Source organism: Candidatus Clavichlamydia salmonicola (assembly GCF_015356765.1).
In the GTDB taxonomy this organism is placed as follows: domain Bacteria; phylum Chlamydiota; class Chlamydiia; order Chlamydiales; family Chlamydiaceae; genus Clavichlamydia; species Clavichlamydia salmonicola.
Window position 1 is genome coordinate 33,538 of the sequence record NZ_WTCQ01000005.1, and the last position, 22,763, is coordinate 56,300.

The 22,763-nt window shown below is 31.2% G+C and carries 10 protein-coding genes; all 10 read left to right on the top strand.

Annotation, left to right across the window (positions count from 1 at the left end):
- Window positions 1-200: 200 nt before the first annotated feature.
- The 10 genes from CLAVI_RS04800 to CLAVI_RS05600 all read left to right on the top strand — a co-directional run bounded on the left by CLAVI_RS04800 (window position 201) and on the right by CLAVI_RS05600 (window position 22,560).
- The gene (locus CLAVI_RS04800) at window positions 201-2,621 is read left to right on the top strand and encodes a hypothetical protein (RefSeq protein ID WP_194844461.1); all 2,421 of its coding nucleotides are present in this window, start codon (window positions 201-203) and stop codon (window positions 2,619-2,621) included.
- Window positions 2,622-2,913: 292 nt separating this feature from the next.
- Window positions 2,914-6,417 (top strand): hypothetical protein, encoded by a 3,504-nt coding sequence (locus CLAVI_RS04805; RefSeq protein WP_194844462.1) that lies wholly within the window; start codon window positions 2,914-2,916, stop codon window positions 6,415-6,417.
- A gap of 53 nt (window positions 6,418-6,470) precedes the next feature.
- Window positions 6,471-6,926, top strand: a complete 456-nt coding sequence (locus tag CLAVI_RS04810; RefSeq protein WP_194844463.1) for a hypothetical protein — start codon at window positions 6,471-6,473, stop codon at window positions 6,924-6,926.
- Between the two features lie 103 nt (window positions 6,927-7,029).
- On the top strand, window positions 7,030-8,652 hold the full coding sequence (locus CLAVI_RS04815) for a hypothetical protein (protein ID WP_194844464.1): 1,623 nt from the start codon (window positions 7,030-7,032) through the stop codon (window positions 8,650-8,652).
- A 47-nt stretch (window positions 8,653-8,699) separates the two neighbouring features.
- Window positions 8,700-11,114 carry a hypothetical protein gene (locus CLAVI_RS04820; protein ID WP_194844465.1) on the top strand — a complete coding sequence of 805 codons (2,415 nt, stop codon included), beginning with the start codon at window positions 8,700-8,702 and terminating at the stop codon, window positions 11,112-11,114.
- Window positions 11,115-11,198: 84 nt separating this feature from the next.
- Window positions 11,199-13,685, top strand: coding sequence for a hypothetical protein (locus CLAVI_RS04825; protein ID WP_194844466.1), 2,487 nt, complete (start codon window positions 11,199-11,201; stop codon window positions 13,683-13,685).
- A gap of 1,111 nt (window positions 13,686-14,796) precedes the next feature.
- Window positions 14,797-17,130, top strand: coding sequence for a hypothetical protein (locus CLAVI_RS04830; RefSeq protein ID WP_194844467.1), 2,334 nt, complete (start codon window positions 14,797-14,799; stop codon window positions 17,128-17,130).
- Window positions 17,131-17,170: 40 nt separating this feature from the next.
- Window positions 17,171-19,855 carry a hypothetical protein gene (locus CLAVI_RS04835; RefSeq protein WP_194844468.1) on the top strand — a complete coding sequence of 895 codons (2,685 nt, stop codon included), beginning with the start codon at window positions 17,171-17,173 and terminating at the stop codon, window positions 19,853-19,855.
- Between the two features lie 128 nt (window positions 19,856-19,983).
- Window positions 19,984-22,395, top strand: a complete 2,412-nt coding sequence (locus CLAVI_RS04840) for a hypothetical protein (protein WP_194844469.1) — start codon at window positions 19,984-19,986, stop codon at window positions 22,393-22,395.
- Between the two features lie 30 nt (window positions 22,396-22,425).
- On the top strand, window positions 22,426-22,560 hold the full coding sequence (locus tag CLAVI_RS05600; protein ID WP_267239484.1) for a hypothetical protein: 135 nt from the start codon (window positions 22,426-22,428) through the stop codon (window positions 22,558-22,560).
- Window positions 22,561-22,763: the final 203 nt, after the last annotated feature.

The window sequence follows — 22,763 nt, forward strand, 5'->3', positions numbered from 1 at the left end:
TATATGCTAAAGCCTTTACAGGTATTTACATTATTAGAAGAAATTTATGATTCTATTTCTTATATGAGTAGTCTTATCTTATTTTTCTATTCTCTCTTTATAAGAAAACATTCTCTCATCAATAAATAATTTTATATTTAACTTAATGTAATTAACTATTTTAAAATAAATGATCGAAAAACATATTAATTTAATTGATTATGCCCTTGTCCATCAATCCTTTTATTCTAAGAACTATCCTCATAGAAGTAGAAAAAAGTCTTTTGATCATTCCATTTCAGCCAACCACACCTTTGAAACCATTACAAATACAACACCATCTTTCACAACTTACTCAAAATCTAAAAACAGCCTCTTTCAATAACTATTCTTTTATCAATGCTTCAACATCTAGACCTGATTTAGAAACAGACACAGACACTGCATCATTACAATCTATTCAAAGCTTAAAAGACTTAGTATTGAGATTAAATAATTGGATAACCCACCAACATTCCATCATGAGTGCTTCTCATGAATCAAGTTTTTATCACAAAATGCAAGAATCATTGCGCACTACTGCAACCTTACTTCATTCTATACCTCAACAAGATCGTTTAGAGAATACACCTGAAGCAACACCCTCTACATCACAACCATTCAGAGGAGTAAAAAAACGATTTCTAGCATCAATGGAGCAAGAGAGGGCTCTTCAATCAACTCATTCTAAAGCTAAAAAATCTAAACTAGACAACTCTAATGAACCTGTTGTAAACAGCCTTGTGCCACTTGAAGAAAGAACTTCACCTTTAAAAACCTATTCTGTAACCAAAATATTTTTTCTTCAAGAAGGCGTATTTTCATTAGAAAAAATAGAAGTAGAGGATCTTGAAGCATTTTTTATAGAAAACCACGAAATAGTTGGTCAAATCATTACCCTTCACGATAATGTATTTGCTCCTTCAAAAGATACTATTTCAGCCTTAAAATATGAGGAAATTTCTTCATTACGCATTTTATCATTAAAGATGCTCGTAGATTTTATGCAACAACATCTTATGTTTATTCATCAAATATCTAGTAAAGAGATAAAACAAGAAATATGCAAGGCTCACTTCACTCTTATGAATGATCTGAGTACTATTATTACTGAGATGCAACAATCAACAACAGCATCCTCTCTTTTAACCCAAGCAATAGCATCGCCTAATGACATATCTATTCCTACCCACCTTACCTCACATCCCTATATAGGATTAAGAATATCACCGCTTTCTTTTTCCTTATCTGCTAAAAAAAATATGAATTCTAGTCTTTCATTTCATAATTTTTTAAAACAAATTTCATTGGCTAGTTCACTAACTTCGTATAAATCCAGTAGCCTAATTCCTAGTATACCCAACAGTGTATTAAATGATCATGGACAGGTTTTAAAAAGCCTTTACCATATAACTTCTAGAAATTATTTTATATTTTGCAAATGTCATGTATCTTCAGAAAGTATAAAAAGTAGCTTAAAAAATACCCTCGAAAAACTTAATGAACAATACTGTACCATAAAATCTACCCCTGCTAATACAATAACTCATCATATACATTTACAAAATTTAGCTATCTCTAACACAAATCTTCCTTTACCTATTTCCACTCAAGAGACTGTATCATATGTGAGCCTCTACCCTAACCAATATAAAAAAAATCTTTGGTTTATCAAAGAAACTTCTTTTATTAAACCTAATACTAAATCTAAATTGATACTGACATGTTGGCTTGGGGGGTTAAAGAAACATGAGAACCGTATTCAAACAATTTTAGATACAATGCACGAGCAGGAGATATTTTTAGCTTGCAATGACAATTCATGGCCAATAAGCATTGAGAAAGAATTTCCTACCAAAAAAGAAATGCTTTTAGAGATTTTATTAAAGATCTCTCAACATAATTTACAGATATGTTTAGACCTTTTTATTGATAATTCAAGTGCTGACCAAATTATACTTCCTGGATATTTTGAAACAAAATACACTTTAACTAAGACCCTTACATCAATCAACAATATTATATCCCCTGATTCAGATAAAGGACACTTCAGTAATACAAATCTCACCTTACCTCCCACTCCTTCAATAAGTACAGAGACACTTCAGATGCAGAATATGTTTCCATTTTTTTCTATACTTAAGCCTTATCAAACATATCAATTAAAAATTTCTTATATAAAGAATGCAACTAAGTTTCGCTGCTTAAAAAGATCTCACTGTATGCTTAAAAAAATAACGCGATATTTAGAACCCCTGCTGACTTCTTCTACATGCCACCTCTCTTTTCAACATAACCATCAAACCATCGAAGATATAAAAGTACTCATCCCATTAATCTATCTTGGACTTTTTACTAATTATGAAAAATTAAAATCTAGATTTAAAGACTCCTTTCAGGAGAAAGAGGTAAACTTCTCAGAAACACTTTATCAGGCATCTGTTTCTATTCTAGAAGATCTTTTAAAGAAATTAAAAAGAAGATGGGAAAATATTTTTCCAGAAACGCCCATGCCTGATGTTGAAGCATTTGACCACCCATTAAAACAGGAAATCATTCCTATTATTGAATCACTCAAATTTAACCTAAAACATCCTCTTTAGGCCATTTTTTCTATGCTGATTATTCATCAATAATTTCTTATATTGAAAAAAAAATACAATAATTAATTCTTACTAAATTAATTTAACATTCATATTAAAAAAATCAAGATTTAAACAAACTCTTATTTTAAAGCGATAAAACATATTTTAAATGAATTATCTTTTTAACAAATAAAAAAAGCTTTACTTATTTTGAACTGGAAAATAGAGATTGTAAATCTAATCATCCCCTATCATAATAAATAAAAATTATTTTTTCGTTATTAATCAATAAACTTTTTTATAATTTATTATGCCTTCAATTAATCCTTTTAATCTGACTGCTATCTTAGTAAAACAAGAGAAAAGCATTATCATATATCCTTCTCTAACTGATATCACTCAGCTCTCCCAAGCACAAGAACATCTCACTAATTTAGTAGAACGAGTAAAACAAGCCAGCTTGCATAGTTATTCTGTGCTAAACACTTTACCCATAGAAACTTCTACAACAACAAACCCTTTTATAGTCACAGAAATCCAACACCTTTTCCAAAGTTTACGCCGCTGGATAAGCCTTAATAAGATAAACCTCTCATCATCTTTTGGGACATCTTTTTATGATAATCTTTCCCAATCCTTAGATCTACAACCATCTTCAATTAATTTGCCCTCATCTACCTCTATAAGCACTATACCTACTAGTCAAACTAGTCAAAAAAAGCCCTTTAACCCAAGAAAAAGATGGCGCCAAGAGTATACTCAAACAAATGAATGCCTTCCTTGTAAACAAAGTAAAACATTTCTCACTGATGGTGAGTTTTCTGTAAAATCTGCTACAAGTATAACACAATCACCCCAAAGCCTTGCTCGCTATTATGTTCAAAAAATACTCATGCTTCATGACTCAGTATTTACCTTTGAGAATGCATTCGTAGAAGATTTAGAAGATTGGGTAATGCACACACATCAGCATATTGGAATAATGCTGAATGATGCTGATATGATATTTGTAAAAACAAAAGAAGATCTTTCTACTATCCCTCATGAAAATTTACGCACTTTAAGAGCCTTCACCTTAAAATCTTTATTGATCTTTATGCAACAACATCAAAAGTGCCTTGATAACTTAACTGACCTTGAAATTAAACAGCATCTTAAACAATCTCATGTATTATTAATGGAAGATCTACAAGCAGCCCTTGGCGATATAGAAAGAGCTACTGGAACTCCTCTGTCATTACAAAGTCCTCACTTATTAATTACCACTACTGATTCCCAAAAGAAAATAGATTCAGATCAAAAGAAGAAAACAAAAACTCCTGATCCTCAATCAAACGAAATGATTCATACAGAAGCAGAAGAGCTTGTAGAAGATTATTTTGTAGGATTACGAGTCACAGGTAGCAGATTTTCTATATATTCTAAAAGAAATATTGCTGATGCATATCAGTTTAAAAACTTTTTAGTTCAAATAGACAAAGCAAGCTTATTATCTACATATCAGTCTATGACTCCTATTCCACACATACCTAACAACATTTCTAATAACCACACTCAAACGTTAGAAACCTTATACCATTTATTACATAGAAATAGGTGCAGCTTTATGCGTTTGCGGCCTCCATCAACTTATTTAGACAGTTGCATTGGCATAGCATGCAATATTCTTAATGAGAAATACTGCCATGCCCTTGGCATAACACCTGATCCATTCCACCATCATCCTGCATTATTAAAGTTAAAAGTGTTTTTAAATAATCCTCTAACGCCTCTTCCCAAAACAATTTCTGTTTCATATATTAGCATTTATCCAGATAACACTAATCCAGCTAACTTACGGATAAAAAATACAACCCTGTCTCATCCCAAAAAAAATCATCAACATCATTGGATAAAAAGCATAAAAAACCATGAACGTCGCTTAACCCAACTTATAAAAGAATCTTATACCAACCCCTTATACTTGATATGTAATGATAATTCTTGGCAGGTTAACCACCCTTTAAACGAGCCAGTAGAGCCTAAATTACTTATTGATACAATTTTAAAAATTTCTCAATACAACTACAACACATGTTTAGAGTATTTTAAAGAAACTTCTGATACAGGTGAAGAAATGTTTTACGCTGATTATGATCCTATAGAAAAAACATTAGCATCATTAATCTCACTCGCGCAAAAATTTCTAGAAAAAGACTCTGACTTTAGTCTTGCAGAAGAAATAAATGTGAATAAGCCAGAGAAGATCGCACCTATTTGTGCTCATAAAATAAAAAAAACTGCCTTATTCTTTTCTCTTTACAAGCCTGATCGCAGCTATGCTTTAAATATAGCATCAATAACTTACAAAGCTTCATCGATTGCAACTATACACACTTTTACATCTCATGCAAAAAAAACAAGCCGTTACATAAAAAATATATTCAGTAGTTATCCTCTGGCTAAAATAAAATATAAAGAAGATCTAATAGAAAATTTCTCTCTTTTCTTGTCCTTAATGTACTGGGGCTTGGAACATAACATCCAAGTTATAAAAAATATTTATCCTAACGACCTTATGAAAGGCGCCCTTTCTTCTAAAATTCTAAAGCATTGCCAAGAGATGGTTCAACTATTCTCAGAACATCAAGAAAAAATCCTAGACAAACTTACTGGAAAAAAATTAATACCATTAACTTCCATAAAGCATCCTTTTGGTCTTCTATTAACACACCTCTCTAAAAATTTAATAAGAATAATTACACCAATTGCTGGACAACCCCAGCGAATAGCTACTCCTTCAGTTACAGTACTTCCTATGGAAAATAGTGATAATCAACACTTTTTTCATTATGTTAGCTGCTATCAATGTATTCATAATGCAAATATATTTAGAATTAAAAAAAGATCCCTGATTGCTCCACAAGACTCTGCTAATTATAATTGTATGGATAGCTTCAATAAACATTACCTCCGCATTTTACAAATACTTGAAAAATCTGCTCAAACTAATAAATTATATCTAGAATGCAATGATAAAGCATGGCCTCTTGATCATTCTGTAGACACTCCTATCGATCGAGAGACATTGCTCCCCATTTTATTAAGCATCTCTGAATATAATTATCAACAAATCTCACAAGCATTTAAAGGCCTCTCTAAGGATGGAAAAAAGATCACATACCCTGTCTATGAAAAAAGTGAAGCAATCTTATCATCCATCATTAACTTAATTAAAAAGTCTCAAGGCATACCTTTAGTCAACGATCTTTCTCCAATAAAAAGCCTGATAGGAACCACTCCCATCAAGACAGACTCTGCTAATCTAAATGTATTGACACCTCAATTTTTTGCCTTACAAAAATCTAGATCTATATATTACATCAAAATCCATCGAATTGAATCAGCTAACAGGCACCATATTTTAAAATCATTATCTCAGTACACTATAAAAATGATTCGTTTTTTAAACACTTTACTAAAAGAAACCACCCCCCCTCGAATGATGTATCAAGGTACAAAAATAAGTAATTTACCTATCTTCCTTTCATTATTATACTGGAGTTTTGATTACAATTTGCAGTTAGCTACACGCATTTGTTATAAAAATACAGAAAACATACGAAGACAAGATAAAATAGAAGAACGTTTTACAAAAGCTGCTAACAATTTTCAAGCACTTAAAAAAACAATTCACAATCATGGTCAAATAAATAATTTTTGGGAAAATATACCTTTGTTAGATAGTCATGATCACCCTCTAGCAAAAGATTTACAAAAATCCTATAAACAACTACAAGATTTTATCGAAAAGGTCCCCTCATCCAATACATAGCGATTTTTTTACAATAATCTCTCTTGAACTAGGTCTTCTTTAATGCCTTTTTTATGACCTGTTCCATCAATCCCTTTACCTTTAATGTGATCATAATAGAAAGAGAAAAATGCCTCTTACTACTTCCTATAGATTCATATCATTATAAACCTGAAAAACTAAAAGATCATCTTTATCACCTATTTTTTCGCGTTAAAAAAGCCTTGTCCTACAATTTAAATCTAGGAACACCATTATTACTCCTGACTACAGAACCTGTGCTCCCTTCATGTATTACAAATACAATAGTTTTAGCACAAAAATTAGATGAATGGTTCAAAAAAAACAAACCCATGATTTCATCATTGTATAGCTTATCATTCTATGAATCCATCTCTCTAAATATAACTTTAGAAAAGCCAACCAGCTCCTCAATAACTCTTGAAAACACAATCTCTACATCTAAGATGTTAAATCCTAAAAAAAGATGGATAATAAAATATACCTTAGAAGCACAGCCTTTTTCTTAAAAGAACCCATTTATAATTTTATTCTTAATCTCATAAAAACGGAAAAATTATCTAAAAGATGTAAGTATATTTTACTTAATAATTTCTAAAAATATATGTAGCTATGTCCCTTTCAATTGATCCCTTTACAGTGAAAGTCGTTCTTATAGAAAAAAATAACGCATTCATAATTTGTAATGAAGATACACAAGCAAAAAATAACGCAGAAAAAAAAATACATTTAAAAGACTTAGTGGAAAAAATTAAACATGCTGCCATTAAAAAGTTTTCTGTTATACATACGCTCTATCCTACCCCTTCTCTAGTAACAGATCCTTTTCATCCTTTACCATCTAATCAAGACTTAATATCTTTAGCTCAACAATTACGTGAATGGATAGAAGAAAATAAATCTATACTCTTAGCATCTTATGGGACATCATTCTGCGAAGAACTTACTAAGTCTTTAACCATAAACACCCATATAGCTATACCAAGCTCACAATTAACCATGCAAGAAACAAGTGAGCAGATATCTAAAGGCAAATGGCCTAAAAAAAGATGGCGTAACGAATACACCCAGGAAGATACTTCTGCACCAAAAAAACCTAAAATATCTTCTGAAGCTTCTAACATCATAGAAAAATCTACTTTCCTCCATTGCCCCTATATTGTAAAAGAGATTTTTATGCTTGATAATGATGTATTTACGATGAGACCCACTACCATTGAAAATCTTGAAGAATGGATTAACTCTACTCATCAACATATTGGTAAAATTATAACAAATAATGAAATGTTATTTGTAAATTCAACAGCTGATACTTCTGCATTACAATATGAAACATTAAGTACTTTAAGAAAATTTACTCTTGACTCTCTTGTTCATTTCTTAGAACAAAATCTATCCCTTTATAATAATCTTTCCAGCCCAGACACACAAAGACAGCTCTATCAAGCTCACCTTATATTATCAACAGACTTAAAAAATGCTATTGAAGAGCTTGGCAATGCTGGCTTGCCACTTCCTTTAGAAAAGGGTATCGAAAAAAAAGCTCCCATTTCAACAACAAAGGAAGTTTATCTTGTTGGATATCAAGAAACCTTAAATATATTATCAAAGACACTTGATGCCACTAAAATAGACTACATTAATCCTATATCAACCTTTACAGATTTATCAAGTAAAGTAGAATCTATAAAAAAAATTTCCCTTCCCTTAGTTAAGTTTAAACCTAATTTCATAACGCTCTTAAAGAATAATCATGTATATTATATAAAAATTTATCACACATGTTCTACAAGAAAATATGAAATTATTGCAGCAATGTATCGCCATGCAAAAAAAATTCAGCACCACCTAGACAACATGTTTAAACAAACAATACTCCCTCGAATGAAATATCAAGGCCAACAGTTCAACAATGCTTCTTTATTCTTAGCACTACTCTATCATGGAACGACCTACAACCACTCTTTACTAGAACAGTACTTCGCTAACACCTTTAAGAAAAATTTTAAAAATTTTACTCTTACACAATACAATAGCACTCTCTTAGAACTAAATGTAGCCCGGTCAAATATTCAGAATTATTGGAATTCTTTCAACGCTACAATACCTATTCCTAAGTTAGAATATCTTGAGCATCCTTTATCCAAAGAAATGCTACTTTTGTATGAAAATTTACCAACACACATCATTGCTCGCTCTGAAAAGGAAATTAAAAATATGAAAAATTACCATTGAAATGTAACTATATTTTGAATGAAAAACTTAAGTTATTATGATTTATTATGTCAGCCTCTATAAATCCCCTTGCCCTCAAAGCTATCCTTATAGAACAAGAAAAACATTTACTTATTTGTCCTCAACATCCAAAAATAACCCAAGATTCTGAGCATCTACAACAGCATCTTCAACATTTAGTAACACAAATAAGACAGGCAGCTCTTCAAGGATACTCTTTTAACCATGTTACACTCAGCTCTTCTTTGAATACGCATAGACATTCAGAAAGTTGTTCATTTATTCAAACTATTACATCTTTTGCGCAAGAACTTAGTACTTGGATAAAAACTCAAGAATTCCTCCTTATTTCATCTTGTGGATTATCTTTTTATAACCATATTTCTGAGTCATTAAATTTAAACCCTCCTTCATTTTCTGCGCCTGCCTTGCCTTTAAAAGCCGCTCCCTCTAGCTCTATGCCAATAAATCCAAAAAAACGATGGAGAACTCAGCATGCTCTAGAAGAGAGCTCTTCTGCACCTAAAAAAATTAAAGAATCTTCTACAGAAAAGGTTGATTATTTTGTTAAAGAACTAGTCATGCTTGAAAAAAATATTTTTATACTTTCTCCCATAATTACCCATGATCTGGAAGAGTGGTTTAATATTACACATGAGAATATAGGAAAAATTTTAACCAATTTTGATATTGTATTACTAGCCACAAAAGAAGATGTTAAGGGGCTACCATTTGAAACATTAACTAATTTAAGACAGTTTACACTTGAATCTCTTTTAAAATTCTTGTATGAACACAATTCACTCATTAATCAAATTCCTGATCCAGAAATTAAAAGAACAGCCTCTTTATCACATCTAACACTAACAAAAGACTTAACAGATGCTCTTCAAGAGCTTTCTGCTTGTATAGAAAGCCGCTCATCAGATAGCGATCTTCTGGAAGTTAGTTCTCCAGCAAGTGAACCAAAATCTTTAGCAGACAAATCAATCAAAAAAATTAATAAATTACGATCCATAATAAGCTCTCAAGAAGCTGATTCCAATGAAGAATGGTTTGTAGGAATACGAGTGTCAGAAACATCCTTTTTTCTCTCATCTAAAAAAGATATCATTAATTGCTATGAATTTAAAATATTTTTAAAGCAAATAGTACAGGCTAGCTCATTATCCACATACAACTCTAAACAAAATATACCTAATATAGAAAAATCTGCCTTGCATAACTTTATTAATGTTTTAACTACTTTATACCATATAGTTCAAAGAAATAAATATCTCTTTAATGAAAGGCATGGTGTTTCTCATAAACTAGACGAATCTATAAACTCTACTTTAGCCTTATTGAATCAAAAATATTGCGAACATTTAGGAGAAGTAGCAAACCCTTCATCTCATCATCTTCACCTAAAAGGTTTACTTGTCTCTCCCTCTAATCCTCCAGGTCCTATTATAAAAGACGCCTGTATCTCATATATTAGCATCTACTCTGCTTGCGCTAACACAAACATTATAAGAATCAAAAAAACTGTAATTACAACGCCAGTACAGGCATCTTATAAAAATGTTCAACTTTGGTTAAAAAGCTTAAAAAAACACCAAGAACGCATTTTATTAACTATTAAAAATCTTCATACAACTGTTACATACTTACAATGCAATGATAACTCTTGGCCTTTATACCATCCGCAAGACATATCTGTGTCCCCTATAAAATTGATAGAAACAATGATAAGCATCTCTAAATATAATTACAAAAGTTGCACAGCTGCTTTTCAAGAATGCTCTAATCCTGATACTGAAGCGAATCAATTTGGCCATAACCAAAGTAAAGAAATATTATCATCAATCCTTCAAGCACTTGAGGATGCTCTAAAAGATCTTCTAAACAATAAAACCTCTCAAGAAAGTACTATATTTAAACCTCAGGTTATAGAAAAAATAATACCTCCTTCTTTAAGTATCCCACAAGTTTCATTCTTTTCGATAACTAGACCTGATGAAGGGTATCATGTAGGAATACATCAGATAGTATCTTCAAGAAAATATGAAGCTTTACGGTCTATTTTTCATCATACAAAAAAAACAGCGCGTTACATAAAAAATATACTGACACAGAAATGTCTTCCTAAAATCAAACATAAAGAGACAAAAATAAAAAACCTCTCTCTTTTCATCTCTTTGTTATATTGGGGACTTGATTATAACAAGGCATTTTTAAAGAGTATCCATAATAAAACTTACAAAAAAGACCACCACAAATCAGAAAACTACTACTTCTCAAGTCTTAATTGTCTAACGCAATCTCAAGAGCAATTATTACAAAAATTAAAACAAGATTCTTTACAAGACTTTGTTACTCCTCTTACGAGCATTAATCAACCTATAGCTCAAGAGATATTAAACTTGTGGAAAAATATACCTTCTACTAATCAAACAAAGCCTAGCAATGAATCTAACTAACCCTTTAGCCCATATAAAGAAAAACTTCATATGCTATAAAAATATTATTTTGATAAACCACATTCAAAACAAATATAATGAATTATGATCATTCCTATTAATCCATTTTCTATTCAGACCATTCTTGTGAAGCAAGACACCACTATCTTACTCATACATAGAAATCTAGTTTTACAAGATACACATGAAAAACAAGATCATTTACATAACTTAGCTCATCAGGTCCGACAAGCAGCAATACAAGGATATTCTTTGTCCAATGCTTGTCTATCTACAAAATCTACAAAAACTGGATACACACACCCTTTATCTTTTACACAAAACTTATCAATACTCGCTCAACAACTTAAGACATGGCTACAAGAAAATAATCAAACTCTTATATCATCATTTGGAGGAACATTTTATCAAAAGATCCTACAATCATTAGATTTAGAAGCACCTATTGTACCCACGCATTCAGTCTCTCCCACACCCCAATCACAAAATCCAAAAAAAAGATGGCGCATGGCATATGAAAAAGCCTCTATGTCTCCTCCAAAACAAGCTAAAATGGATCCAGAAAAACATGCTTTCCCTTCGGACTCTTCCCAAGTTATTACACTTGCTCTTGAAAAAATGCCCAGCTTTTTAACCACTGATATTACCATGCTTCAAGAATCTGTATTCACATTTATACAAAAAGAAACTTATGATCTTGAAGCATGGATCACAAAGACACACCAACAAGTCGCAAATGTCATCACCAATTCAGACATTTTCTTTGTTAACTCAGAATCAGAAATATCATCTATTCCATATATAAAACCAGGTCACTTAAGAAAAATTACGCTAAAATCACTTTTACAATTTATGGAACAACACCTTCATTTATTAAATAATATTTTTGACTCAGACATTAAAAAAGAAGCTCATTCATCTCACATAACATTAATAAAAGATTTAAAAATTGCTCTGCAATACACTCAACAATGCCTTCATATTTCTAATGAATCTCAAAGTCCTGTATTAGAAAAATCTACTAATTTAAAAATGGCAACGCTCAAAAAATCCCCTTGCATTATCGCTAAAAGATTTAAAAAATTAAGCACCCCTAAAATTTTTAAGCAAATTTTACCTGAACATTACTTTATTGGACTTCGTTGTCTAGCTTCTTGTTTCTCTTTATCATCTAAAGCCTCTATATATTCTATCCAAAAATTTAGAAATTTTTTAAAAATTGTATATAAAGCAAGTAAACTAAGCTCTTATGCTTCTAATACAACAATACCTAATATTAGCAATAACATTTCGCATGATAGACTTACCTCACTTAAAACTTTATACCACATAGTACATCGCAATTTTTATTGCTTTCCAAAACTTCATCATTTAACAACAAATTTAAAATCTTTAGAACAAGCTGTATTAGAAACCCTGTCCTTTCTTAACTCAGAATATTGTTCTGAAATTGGCTTTAACCCTGACCCCTTGCATCATCATGATGACTTACTCGTTTCTCTTATATCTGACAACAATCTCCCTTCCCCGATATTCAAAAAATCATCCCTTTCTTATATCAGCATATACCCCCATCCAAATAACCATAACGTCTTGCTCATTAAAAAGATCCTTCTACAAACACCCATTAATAACAAAAAACAAGCACTTACAACTTGGTTAAAAAGTTTATCAAAACACAAGTTGCGTCTGATTAATGCAATTAAACAATCCCAACATCAATCTATATACCTAAAATGTAATGATAATTCTTGGCCACTAGATCATGACACTCGCTCTCTAAAAACCCATAAAACCTTATTACCTGTACTAAAAAAAATTTCTCTTCATAATTTAAAAACCTGTCTCCATCACTTTAAAAGCAACTCTGAGCTAGATGATAAAGTCTTAAGCCTTGGTAGAGAAAACACTGAACAGATCCTGACATCTATTATAGATATATTAAACAATCCTAATCCCGCACTTCCATCTTCCCCTCAAGATTCACTAACTTCAACACCTCTCATGTTAATGTCTAGAGAAAATGATCTAACAAATTCTTTTCAATTTTTCTCGATTTTTAGGCCTGATACTGACTATGTAATTAATATTCATTCAGTATTTACAAATCTAAAACTTCATAATATAAAAAGCCTCTTCTGCCATGCAAAAAAAACTACTCATCATGTAAAAAATATGCTCTCTTTTGAAAGGGCAATAAACATTCAATATAATCAACACATCATAACTGACGTCAACCTTTGCATACCCTTAATATATTGGGGGGTTCAATACAATCATGTATTGCTGCAAACTAATTATGAAGACACCTTTTCGTTAAAAAAAAAACATATGACTCAAGCAAAATATAACAACACGCTTTTTGAATTAGAAAAAATTCAAACCTTCCTTTTAGAAGAATGGAAAAAGAGAACATCTGAAAACACCCCTGTAACCCCTCTTAATGACCTTAAACATCCTTTGCAAAATTCCTTAACCATTCTTTATAAAGAATTAGAAATAAAAATTATGGACCAATTAAAAAATTATCAAAAAAATATTGATAAATTAACGCAATTGGAAATCACTTGAAAATATGTTAGAACATTTTAGCTAATACTTTGCTCTTATTTCATATAATCCATCATGTCATCCTCTATAAATCCTTTTACTTTTGAAGCTATTCTTTTAGAGAAAGATTAATGTCTTCTTCTTGTTCTACAGAAGCTAGATAAACAAAACTCTCTTCAATCACAACAGCATCATTTACATAATCTAGTCTCTCAGGTTAGATAAGCAATCCTTCAGCAATACTCTCTTACTTCTACAACAATGACATTGTCTTCTTTATTTTCTATACAAAATTTAACAATGTTAGTTGAGCAAATTATATACATAGATTCAAAGACATAAATATTTTCTCAAAAAGTCTTTTGGAGCCCTTTTTTTACATTTACTAAAAAAGTAGCTATAAGCCTTGAAGACTGGTTTATTAGCACTCATCAACAAGTTGGTGATATCATTACTAACTTTGACTTTGTATTTGTAAATGCAGAGATAGACATACTCGCTCTTCCATTTGAGACCCTTGCTAATGCAAGAGAATTTACTTTACGCGCTCTTTTACATTTTATGCAGGAGCACTAATATCTTTTAGGCAATCTTAAAAATTTACCAACTCAAAAAGAAGCTTCTTTATCACACTTAACATTAATGAAAGATATCGAAGTTGCTCTTAATGAACTCTTACATATACCTCCCCCCCCCCATCACACCTTCCAATAGCCCTAGATCAATAGCGTATAGCAATCCTAACCTTAATTTTTTAAATAGAGAAAAAAGCACTCCTCCAGCATCTTATTTTTTTGGATAAAGAACAATATACTAAATCTTCCTATAGTAATAGCCTTGCTGTATTGGTGGTCCATTTACGCTAAAAACTTGTCAAGACTATTTTATAAAGGCACTTTTAGAAAAAAAATAAATAATGTTTCTCGAAAAAATTATGAACTAGTTCTATCTGAACCTTCTCTGAATAAAATTTCTCACCCCCTTAAGAGAATCTTTTCATTTTCTTCATGACCAACTAGAAATAAAAATCATCCAAAAGGTATTGACAACAGAACATAGTTGAAAATTACTTAAAAAGTATGATAAGATAGTTTGGCTAATAATGCCTCCATATCTTTTTCTATAATTCATTATGTCATCTTTAATAAATCCTTTTTCTTTTCAAGCTATTCTAGTAAAGCCAACTCAATGTCTTCTTCTTGTTCCAGAAAATTTAGAAAAAAAATCTCCTCCATTACAACAAAATCACCTACATAACTTAGTCTGTAAGGTTAGAGAAGCAACTCTTAAAAAATATTCTCTTATGAGTACTCTTCATTCTTCAACAATTATGTCTGAGCCCTTATCTTCTATAAAAAATTTAACAATGTTAGTTGAGCAATTACATGTATGGATGCAACAACATAAAAATGTTCTTAAGAACTCTTTCGGGGGACCTTTTTGCGAAAAAATTTCCCAAGCTTTAGATATAAGCACCCCTTCTTCGTCATTAGATTTATGTAATACTCCTGCGATCAAACAGCACCCTCCAAAAAAAAGATGGCAGCTGCAGCATGCAGAAGAAGAATTCTCTCCCTTATTAAAAAAAGCTAAAAAATCCATCGAAGAAAGCTCCTCTATTATCTCTCCAGAATCTTTCTTAAAAACTGAAGGTTATCTAGTTCAAGAAATTGTAATGCTCCAGGATTCTGTTTTTACATTTACTACAAGAAAAGTTCCTCTTATTGAAGACTGGGTCATGAGTTCTCATCAACAAATTGGAAATATTATCACCAATTCTCATCTTGTTTTTGTAGATTCTTCTCAAGATATCTCTGCTCTTCAACATAAAACTGCTCATAACCTAAGAAGATCTACTCTTAAAGCACTTTTACCATTTATGACTCAAATTCACGATCTAACAAAAAATATAAAAGATCCTGATCTACGAAAAGAAACATTTTCCTCTCACATAACATTATTAGAAGATATTCATGTTTCACTAAAAGAAATAAAGGAAAAATCCATTGCCATTTTGCCAATTAACAGCCCCAAAGTTCCTATCATATCTCCTAAAAATAAGATAAGAAAATATAAACTTGTTCCAAAAGAAAATTTTTTTATTAATGTTCGCTCATTAGCTCATCGTTTCTTGTTATCACCTAAAGCCTCCATGCAACACAGCAACAAATACAAACATTTTTTAAAAATTGTAGAAAAAGCAAGCCTATCTGACTCATATAACTCCAGCAATAATCTCCCAGATATTATAAGAACAGTATCAAAGGATAAAAAATTAGCTCTTACAGCATTATACTATGTGACTCATAGAAATTTATACTGCTTTACAATGGCTTTTCCTTTTTTTGCTCGTTTAAAATTGTTACAACAACTTACTCAAGAAACATTAAATTTACTTAACAAAAAATACTGTGAAGCAATAAACCATGAAGCAGATCCTTTAAATCATAATAAAGACCTTCTTGTCTCGCTTGTATCTCCAACTAATCCACCAAAACCTATTCAAAAAATTAAACAGATGTCTTTCATAAGCGTGTTTCCATGCTCAGTAAATAAAAATTCGTTTTATACAAAAATAACCTCTATTGTTACCCCTATAAAGACTTCATATGGACAACTTAAATATTGGCTCCTTAGCTTAAAAAAACATCAACAACGACTAGCTTTTATCATTGCTTTAGCAAAAAAAAACCCCATATATCTTACATGCAAAAATGATTCATGGAAATTAGAGCACAATGTAACTAATACAATTTCTCTAAATGATTTATTAGCTACCCTAACAGCGATATCTCAACATAATTTAAACACATGTATGCTTCAGTTTAGAGATGGTATTGATGATATAAATAAAAAAATTTTACTCCCAGGTCATGAAAAAACTGAAAAAATCTTATCCTCTATAATAAAAATGTGCGAACATGCAGACAATATAAGCACACCTATATTAGAAAAAATACGCCCTACCAAAAACTGTAAAAATACATCTTCCATACCTCTTATGCAGCTGCTATCTATTTTTAGACCAGGAACTGGATATACATTATCTATTCATTCAGTAAGTATACAAATCAAAATGGATAACATCAGCACATGCTTGTCTCATGCAAAAAAAATACTCTATCACATAAAAAATATTTTTCAAGACTCTACATTTCCAAAAATAGAATATAATCATCAGGTCATTCTAGACCCTTGTGTCTTTATACCTTTAGTGTATTGGGGAATCAAATATAATATTGCTTGCTTAAAACTCCGCTGTAAAGAAACCTTTTTTACAACTAAAACTCAAACATCTAAAAAACAATATACGCAAGCGTTGACATTTTTTGACAAGCTTCAAGATGAATTATTAAAAGAATGGCATACACGAACCTCTTTGACAACTCCTATAAGTCCCCTTTCTGAAATATCTCATCCTTTACAAAACACCTTATCTATTCTTTTTCAGAAATTAGAATCATAATTTATAAATAAATCAAAATCATTTTTAAAAAAAATTTATTATGTCTTTTTATTTAAATCCTTTTTCTATAACCCTCACACTGCTTGAGCGAGAAAGCCAATTGCTCTTTCTTCCATATATTCCTCAACCAAACCATCCATTACATCTACAAGATCATTTGCAACATTTAGTTGAATGCGTTAAGCAAGCTGCTCAAAAAAATTATTGTTTCCTTTGCACATTATTTCCTTCTTCTGATACTAGCCTTTATTCTCCTCCTCTACTAGAAATCCCTACTCTTTTAACCTTTGTTAAAGAATTAACTAGCTGGATAGCAACAAATAAATCTATGATCATTTCTTCTTGTAGTGATCTTTTTTTTCAAGACATATCTCAATCTTTACTGATGACTCAATCCTTAATCGAAAACCCAGAACACACTTTAATGGTTACGAAAACAGCACTAGAGATAACTTCTTCATCCAGCACTATACCCCTTAACCCTAAAAAAAGATGGCTTACAACCCATGAAAAAGAAACTTCCATAACAAAAAAAACTAAAATATCTTGTGCAGAAAATAATACTATTGAACAGACCCCTTCGCTTATTCAAAAAACAACATCTTCCTGTTTTAACTATCTAGTTCAAGATATAGTTATGCTGGAAGATGCCATCTTTACATTCATTCCAACAATTATACAAGATATTGAAGAATGGATATCTATCATACATCAACATCTTGGGACTATTATTGCTAATTTTGACATAGTGATTGTCGATGCTAAAATAGACTTACACGCTCTTCCATATGAAAGCTTAAGAAATTTAAGAATATTTTCTCTTCAGTCCATTCTAGCCTTCATGCAAGAACATCAAGATATCCTTGAATCCCTTCCTCATCCTGAAACAAAAAAAGAAATCCAACAATCTCATACACAATTAATGGCTGACATAGAAACTGCCCTTGAAGAAATAGAAGAAGATGACACCTTGCTTACGCCTCCTTTTAACCAAGAAGAAGAACTTTTAGAATGCCTTCCTCATCCAGAACAAAAAATCAGACAATCATATACACAATTAATAACTGACATAACAACTACCCCAGAAGAAATAGAGCAAGATGACACCTTGCTTACGCCTCCTTTTAACCAAGAAGAAGAACTTTTAGAATGCCTTCCTCATCCAGAACAAAAAATCAGACAATCATATACACAATTAATAACTGACATAACAACTACCCCAGAAGAAATAGAGCAAGATGACACCTTGCTTACGCCTCCTTTCAACCAAGAAGAGGAACCTTTAGAATCTATTACTTCTACAACATTAGAGCCTCAATCCATACCAGCTCCTGCCAAAAAATTGGATGATATAAAATGGCTTATAGGATTACGATTAACCTCTGGCGTCCTCAGCCTAAATGCCATACAAGTTTTTGTCGATGCCTCTCGCTTTAAGCAATTCTTACTTCAAGTAAAAAAAGCTAGCCTTGCTTCTGCATATAAATCTTTACTCCCTATACCTAATATTCCAGAAAAAATTACAAACAATCACCCTGCAGTCCTTCACACCTTATACCATATAGTAAGCAGAAATACTTTCTGCTTCAGTAAGCAGCATCTAATATCTCCAAATTTAGAAGAGTTTATTTCATCTACATTCGATATGCTTAATCAAAAGTATTGCGCTGCTTTAAAAATAGATTCTGATCCCTTAAATCATCATGAAGATTTAATAAAACTTATTGTATCTAATCATAAACCACCTTTTCCTATCATTATAAAGCCCTCTATCAGATATATTAGCGTCTATATACAACGCAACAACCATCAATTTATACGCATCCAAGAAACAGCAGTCCGCTCGCCAATGCATCAAACAGATACAAGTTTAAAAAATTGGTTCGCAAGCCTTAAAAAACATCACTCTAGAATACATTCTATCCTCCAAAAATCTCTAAACACATCCTTATACTTATTATCTAAAGATAACGCTTGGCCATTAAATCACGATGATACAAAACCAGTAACTTGTGACACACTAGTCAAAACTTTATTAGACATTTCTCGCCATAACTTAGAAATATGCCCTTCCTATTTTAGGGATCAAGAAATTAAACACCCAGGTTATGCAGAAACTCTATCATTATTATTATCTATAAAAGAAATGCTTCAAAACCCCGTCTCCTCTTCTTTAACTACTAAAAAATTTTCTAAAGAAATTAATTCTATACGAAAAGCCCGCTCCTGTTCATCGAAATATTTTTTTAAATTTTGTACTCTTGCAAGATCAGGTTCTTCATATCATTTTTTAATTTCTCGTACAGTAAGATCAAAAAAAAATGAAACTCTAAAAGCTTTATGTTCTGTCGGAAATAGATTATTTCATCATATTGTTAATATTTTTACAGAACCCTTTTTTCCTAAAATTAAAGAAACAAAAGAAAGTCACATATATATAAAACAGCCTTTATTTATTGCCTTAATTTATTTAGCTACTGAATACAATTTGTTCTTAACTCAAAAAAAATTTGAAAACACCTTTTTAGAAATAGAAAATAATTATTCAAAAGAGTCTTTCTTCAAAGCTATTAAAAAATTTGATCAAATAAAACAACTCTTACTAAAACAATGGGCACAAATCGAACCTAAAAAATCAATGCCTGCCCTAGAAAGTATTGACCATCCAGTCGCAACATCTATTTCTTGCTTATATCAAAAATTTGATATCAAAAAAAAATTATAAAGCTTTCTAATACCGATTAATATTAAATTATTTAATTTGTTTTCTTTAGAAGAATATTGCATTTAATAAAAAAAGAAATAATGTAATAATCAACGAAACAACTAATCATTTTCTAAAATAATATTACTATGGCATTATCAATAAATCCTTGGAACATAAATGCTATTCTTATTGAAGAAGAAGAGAGTATTCTATTAGTACCATACCACCAACATACCCAAGATCCCACTGAACTCAGACAACATCTAATAACCTTAGCAGAGCGCGTAAAAAAAGCTGCCATGCTTAATTACACATACACCAATGCTTTACCTCATCAAGGTGCTTTAACCAGCCATGCCACAGATGTACCTACTAATATTCCAAGTATAGAATCATTAATGCAAAAATTAAAAAACTGGTTAAATTGCCATCAATCACATTTTGATCAAGTTTTTTATGAACATATATCAAAAACATTAAATCTAGGATCACCTGAACCTATTCAATCCCCTCTTCTAACAACCCCCTCAACCTCTAAAGCTATAATTCCAAGAAAAAGATGGCTTGCAGCTGCTCAACAAGAAGAAATGTCTATCCTTACAAAAAAAACAAAATCTTCTGTAAGTGAAAACAACATGTCATCTAGCTCTATTGAAAAGATAGAGACCATCTCTCCTAGCTACTTCTTAAAAGAGATCACGTTGCTTGAAGATTCTATATTCATTTTAACTGAAAAAAAAATTGCTGATGTTGAAAATTGGATAACCAATTCTCATCAATATATAGGAACTATTATCACTAACTTTGATTTTGTTTGTGTAGATACTAGAAAAAATTTAAATGCTCCCTCATATGCAAATTTAACTACTTTAAGACAATTCTCTCTTGAGTCACTTTTAAATTTCATGAAAGAACAGGAACCTTACATCAAATACATTGCTGATGCTGAATTAAAACAAGTAACCCAACAGTCACATCTTCAACTAATGGCTGATCTACAAACAGCTGTGCAAGAAATAATAGAATCTAGCTCAAGCCACAGTACGACTAGTAATAGTGAAGAAGCAATAATAATTAGTGATTCTGAAGAAGAATCTAGTGACTCAGATACTGCTTCCAAACAACAACCGCCATTAGAAGAGAAAAATAACCATTATTTCATAAGCCTAAGAAACAATACGCATGGCTTTTCTTTATCAGGAAAGAAAGGTATTAGCTCTGGTAAAATTTTTCAAATCTTCTTAAATCATGTAGTTGAAGCTAGCTCCAAACCTACATTCTCTTGCGCTCCAGAAATACCCAGCATACAACCGCCAGCCACTAATGATTTTGCTGCAACATACAGGATTTTATACTATATAGTTCACAGAAACTGGTACTGTTGGGATAAAACTTGCCGAACTTCTCAGACTATCGAAGAACTTACTAAGCTGGTTGAATCTACACTCAATATGCTGAATAACAAGTATTGCTTACGCCTAGCAATTGATCCAGATCCTTTATCTCATCATCCTGATTTACTAACATCTTTGGTATCTAAAACTAATCCTCCCATGCCCATATTAACAAAAAAGAGTCTTTCTTATGTTAGTTTACACCCACATGCTAAAAAAAACACAATCTTATATGTAAAACAAACATCTACGCTTTCTCCAATACATCTTGGAAAAAAACCGCTAATTGCATGGATTCAGAGCTTAAAACAACATAAGAAGCGCATAGCAAAAATTATAGAGGAATCTAACAGCTCGCCATTACATGTAAAATGCTATGATGAGTCCTGGCCACTATCCCACAATCCTTCAAAGCCAATACCTCAAAGTACGCTACTTTCCCTTTTAAAAAGGATCTCTCAACACAACCTAAAAATATGCCTCCGTTATTTTAAAGGAAATACTGATCTAGGTGAACCACCTTTACATGCTGGTTATAAAGAAACTGAGGAACTTCTTTCTTCCACCCTTACCTTAGTCAAGAATCCTGATGCTTCTCTTCGCTCTATCTTACATCCAATAAAAAACCCTAGTTTTACAACAAGTCAATATGAATTCTATTTCTTTAGTATATTTAGACCCCATAATAGATATGAAATAAAAGTTTCTAAAATAACTCTTACTCAATATTTTAACGCTATAAACTCAACTATTGTGCGTAGTAAAAAAATAACTCGCATACTAAAAAAAATACTCTCAAAAAAGAGCACATCAACGACTATTCAGGTTGAATATAACAGAGAAATTATACAAGATGTTTCACTACTCCTTGAAGTGTTATATCATGTGGTTGAGTACAACTTAGCAGCAGTAAAAAGCATATTTTCCTTACAATTATCTAAATTACATGCTCTTTCTTTCAAAAAATATTATGAAACAGCACTCTTAGAATTATCATCATCACAAGAATTCATAACCAAAGCGCATAACGAAGCAAATAACCTGCCATTTTCTCTTCTTAATGACCTACAACATCCTTTAAAGGATGTATTATTGATTCTTTATCAACAATTAAAAGAAAAAGAAGAAAAATTAAAAAGAGATCCTATACCCCCATTACACTAAATAAGAATTTTTATACTCCCTTTAATGATTATGCCTTGTTTAAAACAGGCTCTTAAAAGATCTGTAAGAAGAAGTGTTCCAGTAACAATAGCTCACCTTATTTACAGCACACCTTCCTACTCAAATAAATATTCAGTTAAAGATACTATTATTGTTAAGGCATAAAATATTAAAGAATAAATAAATTCCATCCACTAGCTTAGAAATTCATAATCTTTAATAAAAATTATTTAGCAATATTAAGCTCTCTTGTAACCCTGCATAAGCCATTTAAAAGCAGTAATAAACAAATATAATCTTTTCATATTTTTGATATTATACTTCATTATTTTACCCATACTATTGTCTAAGATAAATAAAAAAAATAA